Raw genomic sequence first — 19,493 nt, forward strand, 5'->3', positions numbered from 1 at the left:
TTTGCACGGGCTTGCAATGCGCAAATTCCCACAGCAAGCTGAAAAAGACAGAAGGTGGGGCAAAAATGGACAGCAAAGATCAACTTGAAACTGCGATTGCCGCACGGCGGGACGATTTGATCGCACTGACCCAAGATTTGATCCGCATCCCCACCCTCAACCCGCCCGGTCAAAACTATCGCCAAATTTGCGACTATCTCAAACAGCGCTTGGAGGCAGCGGGGTTCACGGTTGACTTAATCCGCGCCACAGGCGCGCTTGCCGATAGCGATACATATCCACGATGGAACATGGTGGCGCGCTATGAGGGCGGCGCAGCGGGGGACACCGTTCATTTCAACAGCCATCACGATGTCGTGGAGGTTGGGCATGGATGGACGAAGCCGCCTTTTGGTGGGGTTCTCGAAGATGGCCGCATCTACGGGCGCGGGGCGTGCGATATGAAAGGTGGGCTTGCAGCCTCAATCATCGCAGCTGAGGCCTTTATTGCCACCTACCCAAAATTCGCAGGTGCGATTGAAATCTCTGCCACCGCAGATGAGGAGTCAGGTGGCTTTGGCGGCGTTGCCTATCTGGCCGAGCAGGGCAGATTTGACCCTGCCCGCGTTCAGCATGTCATTATCCCCGAACCTTTGCAAAAAGACCGCATCTGCCTTGGCCATCGTGGCGTTTGGTGGGCACAGGTCGAAACGAAGGGGCGCATCGCGCATGGCTCAATGCCATTCTTGGGCGACAGCGCCATCTCTCACATGGGCGCGGTTCTCGCAGAAATAGAAACGCATCTTTTGCCACTCCTCGCAGGGAAAACCACTGCAATGCCAGTCGTGCCGCCGCAGGCGCGCAAATCCACGCTGAATATCAATTCAATCCATGGGGGCGAGGCTGAACAGGCCGAGGATTACACTGGCCTGCCCGCACCATGTGTTGCAGATCGCTGCCGCATCGTGATTGATCGCCGCTTTTTGATTGAAGAGGACATCGCAGCGGTCAAAGCGGAATTGACCGATATGCTAGAGCAAATCAAAGCCAGCCGCCCCCGATTTGACTACGAGATTTCCGATCTGTTCGAGGTGCAACCGAGCATGACGGATGAAAGCAGCCCGCTTGTGCAATCGGTGGGCCAGGCCATCGAACGCGTGTTGGCCCAAAAAGCGGAATATGTGGTCAGCCCAGGCACTTATGACCAAAAACATATCGACCGCATTGGTCGGTTGAAAAACTGCATCGCCTACGGGCCAGGTATTTTGGAGCTTGCTCACCAACCCGATGAATGGGTTGGGGTTGATGACATGGCAGACAGCGCGCTTGTTATGGCGCTGACATTGGCAGAATTGCTACCAACAGCTTAGGGCTGAAGAACAAAACCCATATGCTCAATCGCGCGTTGCGCGATCTTGTCACCCTTAAGGGCCGCATCGTTCAAAGCCTTCATCAGCCCCGAAAGTTTGCGGCTGCTGGCTTGCTCTTTTACGAAACTACTGACCTCTTCGGCAGACAGGGCGAGGATAGTCTGTGCTGTATCGCATAACATATGCGTATCTCCCGAGTTCGACCCTTGTCTTAGCGCACCGCCGCGAAGCGTATCTCGCGCTATGCTCGAGGGGCTTATCAGAACCAGCAAGTGCCGGTCCGTTTCAGAGCGTTAACCTCTCGTTACGATTCGGGCGAGTCGGAAATGACAGTTCTGCGACAGTATGCGCAGCCTTCCGCCTATCCCAATTCCCCCAAAAGGCACAGCAAGCAGGCCGCAATACAACCAGAACGCTTGCCAGACCAAGCCTTGCGGCACTACGATGGCCCTGTGAACTTTCGCGGGAGGGCCACATGGTTCGGTTTCTAACATCCGCCGCAACGGCGTTGATCATTTCCACCACATGCGCCTTTGCGCAAGGCAATAGCATCAAAATCGGGATGGTGCTTGAGCCGCCAAATCTAGACCCTACAGCAGGTGCAGCAGCGGCCATTGATGAGGTGGTCTATGCCAATGTTTTTGAAGGCCTGACACGGTTCGGCCCTGACGGCTCTGTGCAACCTGCGCTTGCGCGGTCATGGGAAATTTCAGACGATGGTTTGACCTATCGCTTCACCCTCGCGCCAAATGTGCAGTTTCACGATGGCAGCGACATGAATGCGGATGATGTGGTCTTTAGCCTAGATCGGGCCCGCGCTGAGGGCACCACCAACGCACAGGCCGCCCTCTTTGCAGGTATCGCCTCTGTTGTCGCAGAAAGCCCTGACACCGTTGTGGTTACGCTAAACACCCCTGATGGGGCCTTTTTGTTCAAGATGGCTTGGGGGGATGCGGTGATCGTGGCCCCCGAAAGCGCAGAAACAAACGCGACCAACCCCATTGGCACAGGCCCCTTCCGCTTTGTCGATTGGGTGCAAGGGGATCGCGTGGAACTGGCCCGCAATGCCGCGTATTGGGGCACGCCCATCGCGCTCGACAGCGCAACCTTCCGCTTCATCACGGATCCAAATGCCGCCTATGCCGCATTGATGGCAGGTGATGTCGATGCTTTCCCAAATTTCCCAGCGCCTGAAACTTTGACCCAATTCGAGGCAGACCCGCGCTTCAACGTGATTGTCGGCTCGACCGAAGGCGAGACAATTTTGGCGATGAACAACAAGCAAAGCCCGCTTGATGATATCCGCCTAAGAGAGGCGATTTCGCACGCGATCAATCGGCAGGACATTATTGACGGGGCTATGTTTGGCTATGGCACACCCATTGGCACACATTTCGCGCCGCATAATCCCGACTATGTCGATCTGACCGCGCAATCGAATTACGACCCAGAACGCGCGCGTGCTTTGCTGCAAGAGGCAGGGCTAGACGGGGTAACATTGCGTCTGATGCTGCCCCCGCCAGCCTATGCGCGCCGTGGTGGAGAGATCATTGCGGCCCAACTGCGTGAGATTGGCATTGAGACAGAAATCACCAATTTAGAATGGGCGCAGTGGCTCGAGCAGGTGTTCCGTGGTCGCGATTTTGATCTCACCATCGTCAGCCATACCGAACCGATGGATATCGGCATCTATGCGCGAGAGGATTACTATTTCCAATATGCCCGTCCCGAGTTTGTTGCGCTGAACGAGGCGCTGACCTTGGAAAGCGATCCTGCTGCGCGCAGCGACTTGCTCGGACAAATGCAGCGCATGATCGCGGATGATTATGTGAACGGCTACCTGTTTCAGTTGGCCAAAACAGGAGTTGCGGATGCGCGCATCCGTGGTCTTTGGGAAAATTCGCCGACACAGGCCAATGATCTGACAGGCGTCTCTTGGGACTAGGGCACGCGATGTCCCGTTAAAAAAGCCCCGCTTTGCATCTGCGAAGCGGGGCTTTTTTCATCTCTTGTCACGCGCGCCTCAAGCCTTGGCGGTGATCCAATCAAAAAATCCTTCACCTGCGCGCGCGCGTAAATCTCGCGCCATATCCGCGCCAAGCTTCGCGGCCTCAGCAATGGGGGCGCTGCGATCCTCGCTCAAGACCTCGCTGCCATCGGGGCGCAATAACTCGCCGCGCAGACGCAACATAGGGCCATCAATCTCGGCCAGACCTGCAATCGGGGTTTCGCATGAGCCATCAAGCCCCGCCAAAAACGCGCGCTCTGCCGCAAGCCTGATGCCAGTGTCGCGATCATGAATAGCGGCCAACATCTCGGCCGTGCGGGGATCATTCGCGCGCCGCTCAATCCCGATAGCGCCTTGTGCAACAGCTGGTAGCATATCTTCGGGTGAAATGGCAGAACGCGCGACATCGGCCATGCCCAATCGATTAAGACCTGCCTGCGCCAAAAACGTGGCTCCTGCGACCCCGCCCTCCAGTTTTTTCATTCGCGTCTGCACATTGCCACGAAACTCGACCACCTCGAGATCAGGACGGCGCGCAGTCAATTGCGCACGCCTACGCAGCGAAGATGAGCCAATCTTCGTGCCAGCGGGCAAGGCATCGAGACTGTCAAATTCAAGTGACACAAATGCATCGCGCACATCCTCGCGCGGGAGGTAGCAATCAAGCAGCAAACCTTCGGGCTGCAACACGGGCATATCCTTCATGGAATGCACCGCAATATCAATCGCCCCAGATAGCAGGTCTTCTTCTATCTCGCGAGTGAACAGACCCTTGCCGCCAATTTCCTTGAGGGGACGGTCTAAAACCTTGTCACCTGTGGTTTTTATAACCACAATTTCAAAGGCCTCATGTGGAAGATCAAAGGCCGCCGCAAGCCGCGCGCGCGTCTCATAGGCTTGCGCCAAAGCAAGGGGAGAACCACGCGTGCCAATGCGCAGCGGAGAGGCGGGAGTTGGTCGTTCGTTTTTCATGGGTTCTTTCTAACTCTGTCAACTTGACATGACAACCATAGACAGCATGGCTTGGGCAGGTTAGGACAGGATTGAGCCTACATCCAAAGAAATTTGGTACAAGAAAATCGGATCTACCATGACAAAAACACTTCTGCGCGCATTGAGCGGCGAAACCCTCCCCACCCCACCCGTCTGGCTGATGCGCCAAGCGGGGCGCTACTTGCCCGAATATCGCGCGACACGCGCAAAGGCTGGGGATTTTCTTTCGCTCTGCTACACACCCGATCTGGCGGCAGAAGTCACCTTGCAACCAATCCGCCGCTACGGGTTCGATGCTGCAATTCTCTTTGCAGATATTCTATTGATCCCCGATGCGCTTGGCGCGGATTTGTGGTTTGTCACGGGTGAAGGCCCACGCCTCTCTACAATCACTGGGCCAGACGGCTTAAAGCCTTTGAAGGGCAAGGACGAAATCCACGACCATCTCGCGCCCGTTTATGAAACCGTTAAAATCTTGTCGCAAGAATTGCCCAGAGAGACCACACTCATTGGCTTTGCAGGCGCGCCATGGACAGTGGCCACATATATGATCGCAGGGCGCGGCACACCCGACCAAGCGCCCGCACATAAACTGCGCCAAGAAGATCCTGCAACTTTTGACGCGCTCATCAATCTGCTGACCGATGCGACCATCGAATATCTCTCAAAGCAGGTCGAAGCCGGCGCAGAGGTTGTAAAAATCTTTGACAGTTGGGCAGGCTCGCTGAAAGGCGAGGCTTTTGACCGATATGCGCTAGAGCCCGCGAAAAAGATAACCCAAGAGATGAAGAAGCGTTTTCCAGGCTTGCCCGTTATCACATTCCCGCGTGAGGCAGGCGACAAATATATCGGCTTCGCAAAGGCTGTTGGTGCGGATTGTTTGGCCCTCGACACGAGTGTTGATGCGACATGGGCGGCCCAGCATTTGCAAAAAGATGGCTGCGTGCAGGGCAATCTTGACCCCAAGCTGATGATCACAGGCGGTGATGCCTTGCGCCAAGAGGCGCGGCGCATTGTGGACGCACTGAAAAACGGGCCTCATATTTTCAACCTCGGCCATGGCATTACACCTGAAGCTGATCCTGAAAATGTGCGCGTTCTGCTTGAGGAAATTCGCCGCGCGTAAGTCGCGCGGCGCTTGCCCATGCCGCGTTTGCGCGGTAACGCTCGGGGCATGGCGCACCCACGGATTGATCAAATCGACATCCTCGCCCCCAATTTCAAGCAACGCTTGTCTGGGGTGACAGCGACCATTGTGCGCCTCGTGCCGCATCAAGCTGAAAAGGTGGCGATAGCCGTCGTGGGGCGCGGCTTGCCCGCAGGCTTGCCACAAATCCCGCTCAATGATCTGCTTACAATGCCGAAAAACGGGCCACATGGCCTGCGCGTCTGGCACGCAAGGCGCAATAATGAAATGTTGGCGGGGATCGTGCTGAAGCATGTTTTTGGAAAGCGGTTAAAACTGCTGTTCACCTCCGCATCACAACGAAACCACACGCGCTACACGAAATGGCTAATTGGCCAGATGGATCATGTGATCGCTACGTCTCAGAAAACGGCGGCTTTCTTAGATCGACCCGCAACTGTGATTTTGCACGGAATTGATGTTCACGCGTTCAGCCCTGCGCCCGATTACAGCGCGCTGAAAGCCAAGCTTGGCTTTGGCAAAGGGCCATTGATCGGATGTTATGGCCGTATTCGCCCCTCAAAAGGGACAGATCGGTTTGTGGATGCAATGATCAACCTTCTGCCCAAACATGAGGGGGCAGAGGCGGTTATCTTGGGCCGCGCAACCGATCGGCATAAAGACTATCTGAAAGCGCTAAAGGCAAAGATCGCTGCAACGGGTCTTACAGGGCGGGTTCATTTCCCAGCCGAAGTTCCAACGCATGAGATTATTCCCTATTATCAGGCGCTGGATCTGTTTGTGGCCCCGCAGCGACACGAAGGGTTTGGCTTAACCCCGCTCGAGGCAATGGCCTGTGGTGTTCCCGTAATAGCCACCCGCGCAGGTGCATTCGAAGAACTGATCCGCGATGGGGAAACCGGGTATCTGGTCGGGATTGAAGACCAAGCGGCGCTAGAGACTCAGATTGACCACCTTTTGCAGGATGCACCGTTGCGCAGCAAAATGGGCGCGGCTGCCCGCGCCCATACGGTTGATCACTTTTCGCTAGAACGCGAAGCAGATGCGATTATCTCAGTCTATCAGCGCCTCTTGAACGAGACTTAAACCCATTTCGCCAAAGGCGGCAGGCTCATCAAAACAGCATTGGCATCATGGCCTGTCTCGAGGCCAAATTTTGTGCCGCGATCATAAACGAGATTATATTCGGCATAGAGACCGCGATGAATCAACTGAACGTCACGATCCGCCTCATTAAACTTCATCTCGCGCCGTTTTTCGACCACGCCTAAAAAAGCGGGCAGAAAGGCACGACCGATATCTTGGGTAAAGGCGAAATCTGCCTCCCAATCGCCCGTGTTCAGATCATCGTAGAAAATCCCACCGACCCCACGCGCACGACCACGATGCGGCACATAGAAATACTCATCTGCCCATGCTTTGAAACGGGGATAGATGTCGTCACCATGCTTATCGCAATGCGCCTTGAGAACAGCGTGAAAATCCGCTGTGTCTTCCTCATATTCGATGCAAGGGTTGAGGTCAGAACCGCCCCCGAACCACCACCCGTGCGGCGTCCAGAACATGCGTGTATTCATGTGCACCGCAGGGACATGCGGGTTGTTCATATGCGCAACCAAGCTGATACCCGAAGCCCAAAAGCGCGGGTCATCCCGCAGGCCTTCCATATCTTTGCGCGCAGACATTGCCGCTACGGCGCGCGTGCCCAATGTGCCATGCACAGTGGACACATTGACACCGACCTTCTCAAAGACCCTGCCCCCGCGCATCACGCTCATGAGGCCGCCCCCTGCATCGCTGCCATCCTCAGAATGACGTTTAGTCTGCGACACATCAAATCGTCCCACGGCATCGGCGCTGTGGTGGCGGTCTTCCAAATCTTCAAACGCAGCCACGATATCATCGCGCAATTGCCTAAACCACGCGGCAGCGCGGGCTTTGCGCTCATCAAAGGGATCGGTCATGCAAATCGTCCTACAGTTGTATTGCGCATACCTAACACCACCTTTGACATAAGGTCACGCGCTGAAAGCAAAAATCCGAATGAAATATGAAAAATACGCTTGCAAATGCAAGCATCGGGCCCACACCACGCCACAAATTTCTTGTGATCAAGAAAGCTGAAACCTTCCAATAGTTTATCATGGATTTTTTCAAACTTCTGCCGTATTGTCGGAGGATAACAACCGCGTCAGACGGTTAATTGAGGCAGAGTGAGCAGGTCTCGTGGCATATAATCGGTTTTTTTCCGCCCTCTTGGGGCTTTTAATTGTTGTCTTTTTCGCTGCGACACCCGTAAAGGCCGCGCCTTATGCGGCTATGGTGATTGACGCACGAACGGGCGAGGTTTTGCATTCGCGTAATGCGGATACACGGCTGCACCCCGCCTCTCTGACCAAGATGATGACGCTTTACATCGCTTTTGAGGCGGTGCGGCTTGGCGAAATTACCATGGACACCTTGGTTACGGTGTCGCAAAACGCGGCCGCAGAACCCCCCTCGAAACTCGGTTTGCGCGGTGGCCAGCAAATTCGCCTACGCTATTTGGTGCGCGCGGCGGCTGTGCGCTCGGCCAATGACGCTGCAACGGCCATTGGCGAAGCGATAGAGGGGTCAGAGGCAGCTTTTGCACGGCGCATGACCCGTACCGCAGAAGCCCTGGGGATGACGCGCACAACATTTCGCAATGCCCATGGCCTAACTGCGGAGGGCCATTTGTCGACCGCTAATGACATGACAATGCTTGGGCGGCGCATGGTTTATGACTATCCAGAATATTATAACCTGTTCTCGCGCCTTTCGACTGATGCAGGTGTCGCGACTGTGCGCAACACGAACCGCGCTTTTTTGTCGGCCTATCGTGGTGCCGATGGGATCAAGACAGGCTATACGCGCGCCGCAGGATTTAACCTCGTGGCCTCCGCCCAGCGCGGCAATGTGCGCATCATTGCCACTGTCTTTGGCGGCCAATCTACGGCATGGCGCAACCAACGCGTCTCGGAGTTATTGGATATGGGCTTTGCCCGCGCGCCTGCCCATGCCGAATTGAGATTGGTAGGCTTCCCCGTCTATTCAGGCGGCTCAGGCGGCGGCGGGAGTGAGCCTGCCAGCGATTACGAGCGCGGGCCAGTTGCACGCACGATCCGCCCCTCAGGGGTTGTTGCGCGCAGCCTAGTGCCGCAACCGCGCCCGCTTCCAATTACACCGCCAAGTGAAACCTTACTCGCCGCGATTGATGTGGCAATTGAGGAGGCGCTCATAGCCGCAGCCCCCAGTGCCGAAGGGGCGGCCTCTGTCATCAGCGAGGCAGACACCCAACCCGTGATCGTGGATGACGCACCAAGCCCCGCCCTTGCAAGTTTAGATGAGGACGCGCTTGCGCCAGAAGAGGCGCCTTTGCCAAGCCAACGCCCAATCGAATTGGCGGCAGCACTTTCTGAAAACGCATTGCCTTCTGCGCCCGAAATTGTGATCCGTGCCACGTCTACGGGCGAGCGGCTTTATGCGATATCGTTGGGGCGTTACCCCACCCAGAATACCGCTGAGCGTTTGCTGCTGCAAACGGCTTTGTCGGAATCTTCGCTGCAACAGGCCCTGCGCCATGTTACCCAGCGCCAAGGTGGCTTTGAGGCGCAATTCGCGGGCATGACAGAAGATGAAGCCACCCGCGCCTGCGCACGGCTTGTGGCGCGCGACACAGCCTGCATGGTAGTTGGGCCGTAAATTTCGACTATAGGTTTGTTGTCAAAATCACTGTGCAAGATGCGCAGTGCACTACATTCTTCAGTCATCTAATGGCTGATAACAGCATGTAGCAGCGATTGCGTATAGGGGTGGGCGGGTGCATCAAAGACCTGCGCTGCCTCGCCCATTTCGACTACATCGCCTGACTTCATCACCAAAATCCGATGGGCTAGGGCACGCACAACACGCAGATCATGGCTGATGAACAAATAGGCCAGCCCCTTTTTTGCTTGCAGCTCGCGCAACAATTCCACGATTTGAACTTGCACGGTCATATCAAGTGCCGATGTTGGTTCGTCTAGAACGACAAGCTTTGGATCAAGCACCATCGCACGCGCAATTGCGATGCGCTGTCGTTGACCGCCCGAAAATTCATGCGGGTAACGATGCATCATGGCTGGATCAAGCCCCACCTCACGCAAAATCTCAGCCACGCGGTCTTGTCGCGCGGATTTGCTTTCAGGGTGATGGATGCTCAACCCCTCGGCAATGATTTGTTCAATCGTCATGCGCGGGCTAAGCGAACCATAAGGGTCTTGGAACACAATCTGCATATCGCGGCGCAAGGGTTTCATGGCCGCGCTTTTCAAACTTTGAATGTCTCGCCCCTCAAGGCGGATCGGCCCTTGTGACGAGATCAAGCGCATCAGCGCAAGCGCCAGCGTGGTTTTACCCGATCCCGACTCGCCCACGATGCCAATTGTCTCCCCTGCGCGGATTGAGAGAGTGGCAGCATTCACCGCCTTCACATCCCCCACTTTGCGGCGCAGCAGCCCCGCAGTGATTGGAAACCAAACACGCAAGGCGTCACATGCGATCACTTCGGGCGCATCTTTTGCCACAGGGGCAGGCGCGCCCGTGGCCTCAGCCGCCAAAAGCTTTTGGGTATATGGATGCTGAGGCGCCCCAAAAACATCCGCTGTTTTGCCCTGCTCAACAATTTCGCCCGCTTGCATCACGCACACCCGATCCGCGATTTTGCGCACAACACCGAGATCATGCGTGATGAACAAAAGGCTCATCCCTTCGGATGTTTTCAATTCGGCCAAAAGATCAAGGATTTGCGCCTGAATGGTGACATCAAGCGCAGTGGTTGGCTCATCTGCGATCAAAAGTTCAGGCCCGTTGGCCAAGGCCATTGCAATCATCACGCGCTGCCGTTGTCCGCCTGACAATTGATGCGGATAGGCCCCGAGCCGCGCCGCAGGATCAGGGATACCAACCTTCTCCAAAAGCGCGACACTGCGCGCTCGCGCCTCTGCACCGCTCAGGCCCTGATGCAGGCTCAGCGCCTCACCCAGTTGCTTTTCAATGGTATGCAGGGGGTTCAGCGATGTCATCGGCTCTTGAAAGATAAAGCTTATATCATTGCCCCGAACCGCGCGCAGCCGCGCCTCAGGCGCGCCGATCAAACCTTCGCCGCGATAGCGCACCTCGCCCGATACTTCGGCCGCATCGGGCAAAAGCGATACAGTAGAAAGCGCGGTCAAAGATTTGCCTGATCCAGACTCGCCCACCAAAGCAACAGTTTCCCCTGCCTTGATGTGAAAAGACACACCGCGCACTGCCTCGATATGCCGCCCATCTTGCTGAAAGGTGATGCGTAGATTTTCGACCGACAGCAGGCTCATTGGAACGTCTTTCTGGGGTCAAACGCATCGCGCACCCCTTCGAAAATGAACACCAACAGCGACAGCATGATCGCAAAGGCAAAAAACGCCGTGAAGGCCAACCATGGTGCTTGCAGGTTGTTTTTGGCCTGCAAGGTCATCTCGCCCAAAGACGGGGCGGATGAGGGCAGGCCAAAACCCAAGAAATCTAGCGCAGCCAGGGAACCAATCGTGCCAGTGACGATAAAGGGCAGCATGGTCAACGTGGCCACCATCGCATTTGGCAACACATGGCGGAACATAATCACGCGATCCGAGACGCCAAGCGCACGGGCCGCGCGCACATATTCGAAATTGCGGGCGCGCAAAAACTCGGCCCTGACAACCCCGACAAGGGATGTCCAACCGAATAAGACCATCAAAAACACCAAGAGCCAGAAATCCATGGTGAAAATCGCGGCGACGATGATGATGATATAAAGGCTAGGGGTCGCGCCCCAAATTTCGATCACACGCTGGAAAATAAGATCAATGACACCGCCAAAATAGCCCTGCACCGCCCCTGCCGCGATTCCGATCACCGAGGCCAGCGCGGTGACGATCAGCGCGAATGTCACCGAAAGACGGAACCCGTAGATCACACGCGCCAAAACATCCCGTGCGGTGTCATCCGTGCCAAGCCAATGGTTCCCGTCAGGCGGCGATGGGGCCGCGCGCCCGATATCGTTGACGGTATTGTAGCTATAGGGAATAGGCGGCCAAAGGAGCCATCCTTTTACAACCTCTACGCCATCAACACGCCCTGTGGTTTGAACGGTTTCAATCACGCCTTCAGGATCATCCCAACAGGCGTCTGACCCGCCCGAGATGATCAGGCATTGCACCTCAATATCACGATAAACCGCCTCGGTGCGGAAATCGCCGCTAAACTCTGTCTCAGGGTAAAAGTTGAAAATAGGCGTGTAATAGCCGCCCTGATATTGCACCAAAATCGGTTTATCATTGGTAATGATTTCAGCGAATAGGCTAATCCCGTAAAGCACAAGAAAGATCATCAATGACCAAAGCGCGCGGCGATTGGCCTTAAAATTGCGCCAACGGCGTTGGTTGAGAGGGGAGAGCGTGATCATGCGCTCACACCTCCCGCGTCTCAAAATCAATGCGCGGGTCGATCCAAACATACATCAGATCGGACAAGATCCCCACGACCAGACCAATCAGCCCAAACACAAAAAGCGTCCCGAAAATCACGGGGTAATCACGGCTCACAGCCGCTTCAAAGCCCAAACGCCCCAAACCATCGAGGGAAAAAATCGTCTCGATGATCAGTGAGCCGCCAAAAAATACCGACACAAAAACCGCGGGAAAGCCCGCGATGACAATCAGCATTGCATTGCGGAACACATGCCCATAAAGCACCCGCCCCTCCGACAGCCCCTTTGCCTTGGCTGTCATGACATATTGCTTTTTGATCTCGTCCAAAAAGCTGTTCTTAGTCAAAAGCGTCAGCGTGGCAAAAGCTGCAATGGTTGAGGCAAGCACAGGTAGGGTGATGTGCCAGAAATAATCCCCGATCTTACCCAAGAGGCTCAGATCTTCCCAATTGTCCGAAGTCAGACCACGCAGCGGGAAAATCTGAAAATAACTGCCCCCCGCCAACAAAACCAACAGCAAAATCGCAAACAGAAACCCAGGGATCGCATAGGCCACGATGATCAACCCGCTTGTCCAAGTATCAAAGCGGCTGCCATCGCGCACCGCCTTACGGATGCCAAGCGGGATCGAGACCAAATAGGCGATGAGGGTCGACCACAGCCCCAAGGTGATGGAGACAGGCAATTTCTCGATCACCAAATCCACCACAGAGATTGAGCGGAAATAACTGTCGCCAAAATCAAAGCGCAGATAATCCCCCATCATAAGAAAAAACCGCTCCATCGCAGGGATGTCTTCGGCCACACATTCTGGCGCACGCAACGAAGGGGTGCCCGTAAACCCATCTTCGCAAACAAGGCGCGCGAAGTTAAATTCTAGCTTCAGCTGATCCAAAAATTGCGGCGGCAAGCCGCGCGCGCCTTGGTAATCGCTGCCGACCTGCTCCATCTGCGCGCCTGCATCACCGCCGCCGCCAGAAATGCCTGCAAATACATCCCCTTCCCCCTCAAGCTGTGCGATCACCTGCTCAATCGGCCCACCTGGCACGAATTGCACAAGGGCGAAATTGATCACCATGATCCCCAATAATGTGGGGATCATCAGCAAAAGACGTCTGAGGATATAGCTTGCCATAAAGCTTACAACACGCCTTGTTCTTCGAGCGCGGCTTCAGCCGCGGGATCAACCCACCAGAAATCGAGGAAGCCAAGATCATAGGGCGGCAGCGTATCGGGATAGCGATAGATGTCATAATAGGCGACCCAATGGTTGGGGTTATACCATTGTGGCACGCGGAAGACATGGGCACGCAGCACGCGGTCAAGCGCCTGCACGGCGGGGGTCAACTCCTCCTGCGTTTCAGCATCGACCACTTTTTCGATCAAGGCATCGACACCCTCATCGGCCAAACCCATGACGTTAAAGAGTGACTCATCCGCCCCAAGCGACCCAAAATATTGGCGCAACCCTGATCCCGGCTCAAAGCCCATAGGGAAGTGATCCGTGATAATGTCAAAATCCGCATCTCGTTGCCGCTGTTGCAATTGCGCAGGGTCAACGCGGGTCAAAATGGCGTTCACCCCAATCGCCTGTAGGTTTTCGACATAGGGGTTGATGATCCGATCAAACAACGGACTGGCATTTAGGAATTCCACATCCAATGTTGCGCCATTTGCGTCACGCAGCATCCCGTCATCACCAACGACCCATCCCGCCTCCTCAAGCAAGGCAGAGGCACGGCGCGCGGCGCGGCGGTCGAGACTGCGATCAGGATCAGAGGGCGGGGTGGCAAAGGCATCTTCGGTAAAGACCCGCGCAGGCAGTTGATCCCGCAATGGGTCTAGAAGCGCCAACTCAGCTTCAGATGGCAGGCCATGCGCGGCCAAATAGGTGTTTTCCCAGAAACTCGTATTCGGCGCGTAAAGTCCATAGAACAAGGTCTGGTTCGTCCATTCAAAATTGAACATCAACGCAATCGCTTCGCGCACACTCGGGTCAGCGAATTTTTCGCGCCGCAAATTCATTGCAAAGCTTTGACCCGAAGTGGTCGACCCATCGTGCAATTCTTCGCGAATAATGATCCCATCATTCAGACGCGGGAAATCATAACCCGTGGCCCAAGTTTGGCTGCTGGATTCCTGACGGAACAGGTAATTGCCCGCCTTAAACCCCTCAAAGGCGGCAATCGCATCGCCATAATATTCAATTCGGATGCTATCGAAATTGTTTCGCCCGCGATTGATGGGCAGATCATTTCCCCAATAGTCCCGATTGCGAACATAGACCACACGTTGACCCGGATCCGCTTCGCCCAAAACATAAGGCCCAGAGCCGATGAGGGGCGTGAGGCGGCTGTCTTCAAAGGCCAAACCTGATGCCTCATGGCTAGCACGGCTGAAAACGGGCAAGCCACCCGCCGCCTCAATCCGACCACGCAGCGGGCTTTCGGGATTGAAGGTGAATTTTATCTCGCGCGGGCCCAAAACCTCCGCACTTTCAATAGTCATGGGCAGAGATGCACGGAAGGATGGCAAACCCTCATCGCGCAGAATTTCGTAAGAGAACAGCACATCATCCGAGGTGACAGGCGTGCCATCTGAGAATTGCACCTCTGGCCTTAGGGTGAAAATCACATAGTCACGGTTCTCAGGAAACCGCATGGTTGCGCATAAAAGACAATAAGAGGCGCCGATTTCATCCGCCGTGCCTGTCAGCATGGATTCAAAGAAAATCGAGGACAAAACCGCCGAATTACCCACGCGCGTGTAAGGGTGCAGCGAGTCAAACGTGCCCGAGGGCCACGAAAAAGACATCTCCCCACCCTGTGGCGCATCTGGGTTCACATAGTCGAGATGCTCAAAATCCGCTACGTATTTTGGTGTTCCGAAGGTAGATATGGCGTGGGTTTCGATCAAGTCTTGCGCAAATGCCTGCGTGACACCCATGCCAATTATCACGGCCCCCATCAGGCCCGTTGCCAAGGATTTAGGCACCATCCGTCTCTCGTGCATCGCAACCTCCCGACCATTATCTCTGAGTGCGCCCATAGAGGGCGATATGTCATTTCCTAATAACTTAGCGATCACACAGCAAAGAACCAGACCCCATGAAGTTTGCGCGCGAATCTGTGAATGAAAAAAGCCGCCCCATGTCAGGGCGGCCTTCTGAAAAATACAATCTCTAAAGACGAGCTTAGTTGCCGATAGTCGCGAGATACGCAATCAGGTTTGCACGGTCTTCGATCTTGCGCATCCCGTTATAGGCCATGGCGGTGCCTGGAGCATATTCGCGGGGCGCTTCCAAGAACCCATTGAGGTTCTCTGGTGTCCAATCGCCTTCTAAGGCGCGGAGGCCATCCGAATAGTTGAATCCGTCAACCGAATGCTTTGCGCGGCCAACAACGCGATAAAGGTAGGGGCCTACACCGTTGGCGCCTTGCTCCAGCGAATGGCAGGCCTGACACTGGCGCCACAGGCCTTCACCAGCGCCCGCATCTGCGGCGGCGTATACATCGGCAAAGGCAACCTCAACCACCTCTTCGGCAGGTTCGGCGCTACCGGCATCGGCCACTTCAATCGGATAGCCGCTAACGTGTTCTTCACCATGGCTTGCAGTGCCAACGGAATATAGCCCGTCACTGGCCCAACCAGCGAAGAGAAGTGTAAGCAGGGCTGCGCAAAGCGATGCGCCTGCTTTCGTGATAGTCATTGTATCAAACATGTCGTTCCCGTTCTCTAGCCCGAGTTGAGGGCTATCTATCTTCTTCCAACATAAGATGGCAAGGTATAGGAAGCGCGACAGAACGCCCATCTGAAAGATTTATTATGACTGCCACCGCAAACCCACGCCGCATCGCCTTTCAAGGAGAGCTTGGTGCCTATTCTCACCAAGCCTGCCGCGAAGCACGCCCCGATTGGGATGTGCTGCCCTGTGCAAGCTTTGAGGAAACGATGGATGCGGTGCGCCAAGGCGATGCTCAAGCCGCGATGGTGCCCGTAGAAAACACGACCTATGGCCGTGTGGCCGATATTCATCGTCTGTTGCCTGAAAGCGGCCTTTATATCGTGGGCGAGGCCTTTGTGCGCGTTCACATCAATCTTTTGGGTGTCAAAGGTAGCCAGATTTCTGACGTAAAAGAGGCGTGGTCGCATCTGGTTCTTTTGCCGCAATGCTCGAAATTCTTGAAAGAAAACAACATTAAAGGCTGTGTAACCACCGACAATGCCCGCGCCGCGCGCGATGTTGCTGCATGGGGCGACAAAGCCAAAGCCGCGCTTGCCTCGGAACTTGCTGCTGAAATTTATGATCTCGATATTTTGGCCCGTCATATCGAGGATCAAGATAGCAACCGCACACGATTCTTGATCATGGAGCCAAAGGCCGATCTGCGCCCACGCGCGGAACATATGATGACCACCTTCGTCTTTCGCGTGCGAAACATCCCTGCGGCGCTTTACAAGGCCATGGGCGGCTTTGCGACCAATGGCGTGAACATGACCAAGCTTGAAAGCTATATGGTTGGGGGATCCTTTTCGGCGACACAATTTTATGCCGATATCGAAGGGCACCCCGATGATCGCGCTGTGCAATTGGCCTTGGAAGAGTTGGAATATTTCACCAGCGAGTTGCGAATCTTAGGCAGCTATCCCGCTGATCCTAGCCGCGATTACGGGGCCTAATCCGCCCTTGCATTGCCATCGCGCCTCGCGCAAGGTTTGCGCCGACACAAGATTTGCGCGAGCGCCCCTCACATGAACCCCCTTCGCGGCATTGCCCTGAAAATCGCATCTGTATGCGTTTTCGTGGCAATGGCATCGTTGATCAAAGCCACCTCTGACCATGTGCCGCCGGGTCAGGCCGTTTTCTTTCGATCATTTTTTGCGCTGCCTGTGATCATCGCATGGCTGTGGATGCGACATGAATTGTCAACCGGCCTGCGCACAGTCTCGCCCTTGGGCCATGTTTGGCGTGGGGTTGTGGGCACCAGTGCGATGGGGCTTGGGTTCGCGGGGCTTGGCCTTTTGCCATTGCCCGAAGTAACCGCGATTGGATATGCCGCGCCGATTTTGGTGGTTGTTTTTGCCGCCATGTTCTTGGGCGAAGATGTACGGCTTTTTCGCCTCAGCATGGTGGCTTTGGGGATGCTTGGCGTGGTGATTGTTCTTTCTCCGCGCCTCAGCCTTGGCGGCGCTGACACCACCCATGCCGAGGCGCTTGGCGCAATGATTGTTTTGATGAGCGCGGTATGCGCGGCCCTTGCACAGGTGTTTGTGCGCAAAATGGTTGCAACTGAAACCACATCGGCCATCGTTTTTTGGTTTTCAATCACGGCGACCTTAATGTCCCTTTTGACCCTACCATGGGGGTGGGTCATCCCTGGGCCCCGCGAAGCGATGCTCTTGATCTTGGCTGGCGTTTTAGGCGGCGTGGGTCAGATTCTGCTCACCTCAAGCTATCGCGAAGCCGATGCTTCCTTGATAGCGCCGTTTGAATATAGCTCGATGCTCTTGGCGCTTGGGGTGGGCTATATGATATTTGACGAAATCCCAAGCACGACCATGTTGGTGGGTGCGGCCATCATCATCACGGCAGGGATCGCCATCATACTAAGAGAACGTCAATTGGGGATAGAGCGCGCACGTCAACGCAAGGCCATGACGCCGCAAGGCTAAACCTAGCCCAAGGAGGCGCGATATTCCGCCTCGACCTCATTGCCACGGCGCACCAAATAGCCCGTCATCCGTTGCAAAACGCGGCCCCGCGCAAGTTTCAAAGATTGAATCACTAGCCGCGCACTTAACGTGGTTGGCTTCAACTCCAAGGGCGCGCTGGCACGCGACATTTGCGGATTGATGCCTTGAAAGCGCAGCTCATAGATTGTCTGCATTCTCCCGATTTGGCTTTCAATCACCATCACCTCTTCGTGGATGAAATTCGTGATTTACGAAGAAACAGGGCGCGCACGGCCGCGCAATTTGATCTCACTTGACCACCCTGTGCCTTTGCGGGGCTGCAACCACCTGCCTTCCCGCACGAGCTTGGCGCCGCGTCCCGTCAAATCGGCTTCGATCTGCGTAAAATCGCAAAACCGCTCGAACACCAGTTCCAGCGGGGCATCAATATCTTCGGTCGCTTTGAATTTCATAGCTGATCACCCCAATGCTATACGCCGATCCTTTGCGCGCTGTGAAGGCAGGGCGTCTGGCCAAAGACCACCCCAGTCGCGCACCTTTTGCAGCCTATATGAACCGATCTGCGAGCCAGTTTTCCAGCAAAAACCGCGCAATTGCGCCCTTGCGCGGCGAAGATATTTCTGGGTGTGACCCACAAAAGACATCCATCGCCTCTTGGCGGCTTAACCATCGCGCATCGTCCAATTCATTTGGATCAACCGTAATCTTTGTGCTTGTGGCGGTGGCTAGGCAGCCAAACATCAAAGAGTTGGGGTAAGGCCAAGGTTGATTGGCAACATAGCGCACTTCGGATGTGGTGATCCCCGCTTCTTCCAACACTTCGCGGCGCACGGCGGCCTCGATTGTCTCACCAGGTTCGACAAACCCTGCGAGTGCGGAATACATCCTTTCGGGCCAACCATGCGAACGCCCCAACAAAATTTGATCGCCATAGGTCACAAGCATGATCACCACGGGATCCGTGCGCGGGAAATGCGAGGCGCCACAGGCGGGGCATTTGCGCTGCCACCCCGCTTGCACCATCTGCGAAGGGCTGCCACATTTGGCGCAATAGAGATGCGAGCTGTGCCAATTCAACAAAGCACGGGCTGTTGCCGCCAATTCTGCTGCGCGTGGAGGCAGGGTGATCATAATGCTGCGCAATTCCAAAAACACAGCGCCCTCGGGCGCATCTGGATGGGCCTGCTCGGACAGATCAACAAAGGAGTTCAAGCTGACCCCTTCTGGCAATTCAGGATTCCAATCGCTCAGGTCTTGCACAAAATAGGCCGCCCCATCCTCGGACAGCCCCAAAAACAACCGCGCCTCCTCTGCGAGATCTCGTAAAAGCGCTGCGTCTTTTGGCAAAAAGCACAAGGACGCCAGACCCGTTTCTGCATCGCGCTGACATAGCACCTTGCCGCGCCACAGAACCAAGATATGCGCCTTTGCAATTTGCCCCAATTGCACAGGATCATCCCGCAAATGCGCCGCACGATCTAAATTCGATCCACCAAAGGTGACCGCAGAGGCAGTTTGTAAAAGGGGCATGTGATGTGATCCTTGCTTCGCGCCCAAACCTTACAGAGACGTGAACGGGGTGCAACAAGAATAGGATTGCGCAGAACTACCCTTATGGTTGTATGATGCCCCCATCATAAGGGGATGAGATTTGGCTGCGGGACAGATCATCATAGGGACGGCGCGGTCCGCGCGTCTGAAGGTCACGCTTTTTGCGACCACCGATTTACACGCTCATCTGACCGAATATGACTATTTTCACGACACCACCTACTGCGCTGGAGGTCGGGAAAG

18 protein-coding genes are annotated in these 19,493 nt (G+C 55.3%); 7 read left to right on the top strand and 11 right to left on the bottom strand.

The annotated features are described in order from the left end of the window. The first annotated feature begins 65 nt into the window (after positions 1 to 65). Positions 66 to 1,349: an acetylornithine deacetylase/succinyl-diaminopimelate desuccinylase family protein gene (locus AAC622_RS09190; RefSeq protein WP_340261867.1), complete on the top strand. Its 1,284-nt coding sequence runs from the start codon at positions 66 to 68 to the stop codon at positions 1,347 to 1,349. Here AAC622_RS09190 and AAC622_RS09195 read toward each other — a convergent pair. Further along, positions 1,346 to 1,531 (bottom strand): hypothetical protein, encoded by a 186-nt coding sequence (locus AAC622_RS09195; protein ID WP_340261870.1) that lies wholly within the window; start codon positions 1,529 to 1,531, stop codon positions 1,346 to 1,348. The two genes, AAC622_RS09190 and AAC622_RS09195, sit on opposite strands and share 4 nt — an antisense overlap. Before the next feature lie 293 nt (positions 1,532 to 1,824). Here AAC622_RS09195 and AAC622_RS09200 point away from each other — a divergent pair, with 293 nt between their 5' ends. After that, on the top strand, positions 1,825 to 3,294 hold the full coding sequence (locus AAC622_RS09200; protein ID WP_340261872.1) for an ABC transporter substrate-binding protein: 1,470 nt from the start codon (positions 1,825 to 1,827) through the stop codon (positions 3,292 to 3,294). 78 nt (positions 3,295 to 3,372) lie between these two features. On the opposite strand, the gene hemC is transcribed toward AAC622_RS09200, so the two are convergent. Further along, positions 3,373 to 4,329 carry a hydroxymethylbilane synthase gene (hemC, locus tag AAC622_RS09205; RefSeq protein ID WP_340261875.1) on the bottom strand — a complete coding sequence of 319 codons (957 nt, stop codon included), beginning with the start codon at positions 4,327 to 4,329 and terminating at the stop codon, positions 3,373 to 3,375. Between the two features lie 118 nt (positions 4,330 to 4,447). On the opposite strand from hemC, the gene hemE reads away from it, so the two are divergent. Continuing rightward, a complete protein-coding gene (gene hemE, locus AAC622_RS09210) occupies positions 4,448 to 5,476 on the top strand; it encodes a uroporphyrinogen decarboxylase (RefSeq protein ID WP_340261878.1) in 1,029 nt (342 codons plus the stop codon). A gap of 48 nt (positions 5,477 to 5,524) precedes the next feature. Beyond that, positions 5,525 to 6,583 carry a glycosyltransferase family 4 protein gene (locus tag AAC622_RS09215; protein ID WP_340261881.1) on the top strand — a complete coding sequence of 353 codons (1,059 nt, stop codon included), beginning with the start codon at positions 5,525 to 5,527 and terminating at the stop codon, positions 6,581 to 6,583. On the opposite strand, the gene hemF is transcribed toward AAC622_RS09215, so the two are convergent. Next, a complete protein-coding gene (hemF, locus tag AAC622_RS09220) occupies positions 6,580 to 7,461 on the bottom strand; it encodes an oxygen-dependent coproporphyrinogen oxidase (RefSeq protein ID WP_340261883.1) in 882 nt (293 codons plus the stop codon). The genes AAC622_RS09215 and hemF overlap by 4 nt on opposite strands. A 262-nt stretch (positions 7,462 to 7,723) precedes the next feature. Here hemF and AAC622_RS09225 point away from each other — a divergent pair, with 262 nt between their 5' ends. Then, on the top strand, positions 7,724 to 9,220 hold the full coding sequence (locus tag AAC622_RS09225; protein ID WP_340261884.1) for a D-alanyl-D-alanine carboxypeptidase family protein: 1,497 nt from the start codon (positions 7,724 to 7,726) through the stop codon (positions 9,218 to 9,220). Positions 9,221 to 9,288: 68 nt separating this feature from the next. Here the strand turns inward: AAC622_RS09225 and AAC622_RS09230 are convergent, their stop codons facing one another. The 5 genes from AAC622_RS09230 to AAC622_RS09250 form a co-directional block, all read right to left on the bottom strand. Then, complete coding sequence (locus tag AAC622_RS09230) at positions 9,289 to 10,872, bottom strand: ABC transporter ATP-binding protein (RefSeq protein ID WP_340261886.1); 1,584 nt, start codon at positions 10,870 to 10,872, stop codon at positions 9,289 to 9,291. Further along, the gene (locus tag AAC622_RS09235; protein ID WP_340263014.1) at positions 10,869 to 11,978 is read right to left on the bottom strand and encodes an ABC transporter permease; all 1,110 of its coding nucleotides are present in this window, start codon (positions 11,976 to 11,978) and stop codon (positions 10,869 to 10,871) included. The genes AAC622_RS09230 and AAC622_RS09235 overlap by 4 nt, the downstream gene beginning before the upstream one ends. A 7-nt stretch (positions 11,979 to 11,985) precedes the next feature. Next, positions 11,986 to 13,140: a microcin C ABC transporter permease YejB gene (locus AAC622_RS09240; protein WP_317656530.1), complete on the bottom strand. Its 1,155-nt coding sequence runs from the start codon at positions 13,138 to 13,140 to the stop codon at positions 11,986 to 11,988. 5 nt (positions 13,141 to 13,145) lie between these two features. After that, positions 13,146 to 15,017 carry an extracellular solute-binding protein gene (locus AAC622_RS09245; RefSeq protein ID WP_340261889.1) on the bottom strand — a complete coding sequence of 624 codons (1,872 nt, stop codon included), beginning with the start codon at positions 15,015 to 15,017 and terminating at the stop codon, positions 13,146 to 13,148. Positions 15,018 to 15,198: 181 nt separating this feature from the next. Continuing rightward, complete coding sequence (locus AAC622_RS09250) at positions 15,199 to 15,714, bottom strand: c-type cytochrome (protein WP_340261891.1); 516 nt, start codon at positions 15,712 to 15,714, stop codon at positions 15,199 to 15,201. 116 nt (positions 15,715 to 15,830) lie between these two features. Between AAC622_RS09250 and AAC622_RS09255 the strand changes: the two genes are divergently transcribed. After that, on the top strand, positions 15,831 to 16,685 hold the full coding sequence (locus AAC622_RS09255) for a prephenate dehydratase (RefSeq protein ID WP_340244834.1): 855 nt from the start codon (positions 15,831 to 15,833) through the stop codon (positions 16,683 to 16,685). 72 nt (positions 16,686 to 16,757) lie between these two features. Continuing rightward, entirely contained in the window at positions 16,758 to 17,678 is a 921-nt protein-coding gene (locus tag AAC622_RS09260; protein ID WP_340252700.1) for a DMT family transporter, read from the top strand. A 2-nt stretch (positions 17,679 to 17,680) separates the two neighbouring features. Here the strand turns inward: AAC622_RS09260 and AAC622_RS09265 are convergent, their stop codons facing one another. From AAC622_RS09265 to nudC, 3 genes are all read right to left on the bottom strand, one after another. Beyond that, positions 17,681 to 17,893 carry a hypothetical protein gene (locus AAC622_RS09265; protein WP_340261894.1) on the bottom strand — a complete coding sequence of 71 codons (213 nt, stop codon included), beginning with the start codon at positions 17,891 to 17,893 and terminating at the stop codon, positions 17,681 to 17,683. A 54-nt stretch (positions 17,894 to 17,947) separates the two neighbouring features. Beyond that, positions 17,948 to 18,151: a hypothetical protein gene (locus tag AAC622_RS09270; protein WP_340261896.1), complete on the bottom strand. Its 204-nt coding sequence runs from the start codon at positions 18,149 to 18,151 to the stop codon at positions 17,948 to 17,950. 94 nt (positions 18,152 to 18,245) lie between these two features. Then, the gene (nudC, locus tag AAC622_RS09275) at positions 18,246 to 19,229 is read right to left on the bottom strand and encodes an NAD(+) diphosphatase (protein WP_340261898.1); all 984 of its coding nucleotides are present in this window, start codon (positions 19,227 to 19,229) and stop codon (positions 18,246 to 18,248) included. Positions 19,230 to 19,493: the final 264 nt, after the last annotated feature.

The organism is Roseobacter sp. HKCCA0882 (assembly GCF_037805225.1).
Classification (GTDB): Bacteria; Pseudomonadota; Alphaproteobacteria; order Rhodobacterales; family Rhodobacteraceae; genus M30B80.